The sequence below is a fragment of the Nitrososphaera sp. AFS genome (assembly GCF_009898475.1).
Lineage (GTDB): Archaea > Thermoproteota > Nitrososphaeria > Nitrososphaerales > Nitrososphaeraceae > Nitrosopolaris.
The window spans coordinates 8,272-9,270 of record NZ_QURE01000086.1; the positions used below are offsets into that span (position 1 = coordinate 8,272).

Sequence of the window (999 nt, forward strand, 5' to 3'; positions counted from 1 at the left end):
GCTTTTGCCAACAAGGTCTTGCCGGTTCCAGGAGGACCAAACAGTAATACTCCTTTGGGAGCTTCTATACCGATTCTCTCAAAGATCTCTGGATGACGCAAAGGTAATTCTATCATCTCACGAACCTTTTGGACTTCGTTTTTAAGGCCTCCAATGTCCTCATAAGTGATCCTCGGGACTCCTCCCCCTTTGATGTCGGACTTCGCTACTCCTATAATATACTCAGTATTCGCGTCAAGGACTATTGCGGTATTACCAGTAGAAAGTGGAGATGTGTTAGTTATTATGAAACCAATTTTTCTTCCCATGATATTTACAGGGATTACATCTCCTTTAGCGACTGCACGGCCTTCAAGTAACTCTGGCAGGTAATCTTCTAGACCTACGATACTGAGTTCCTCAACTGGAGCAATAATGACCTGCTCAGCCTTTGCTATATTGGAAACTTTCCGAATCGTTATCTTATCATCTATGCCCAAGCCAACGTTGCTACGAGTATATCCATCAATCCGTATTAACCCAGATCCATAGTCAGTAGATTGTCCCGACCATAATAGAACAAATGTCTTCTTCCTTCCAGAGATCTCTATTACATCACCAGTAGACAATTGCATTTCTTCCATAATACTCCTCTACCAACAAACTTAGGATTTGTCTCTGCTATTTTTAATGAAACTTTTTTATCATGATCAACCTTTTCGTTATCAACCATTTTTACTATTTCACCCCACAAAACTCACATTCAGATTCAGATTCAAATTCAAAACAAATAGAGACGTTTGTACTTTCTTCCCTCCTTCCTTCATTATTCGACCTTTATTGCTTTACCCTTTGGCTTAGAAGCTTCTTTCAATTTTATCTTAAGTTCTAGTATCCCGTTTGTGTATATCGCTTTTGCAGAATCTGCTATCTCAACATTCAAAGGTATGTCAGTGTGATATTTCTTGTCTCCTTTTTCTGCGTGTATGCTAACGTATTTATCTGCCAGGTTAACCTGGA

General features: G+C 39.5%; 2 pseudogenes. Both read right to left on the reverse strand.

Going from position 1 to position 999, the window contains the following annotated elements:
• Positions 1-623: pseudogene (locus DYY65_RS12540) on the reverse strand (AAA family ATPase); the annotation flags it as partial.
• A 182-nt stretch (positions 624-805) separates the two neighbouring features.
• A pseudogene (locus DYY65_RS08950) lies at positions 806-999 on the reverse strand (archaeal heat shock protein Hsp20); the annotation flags it as partial.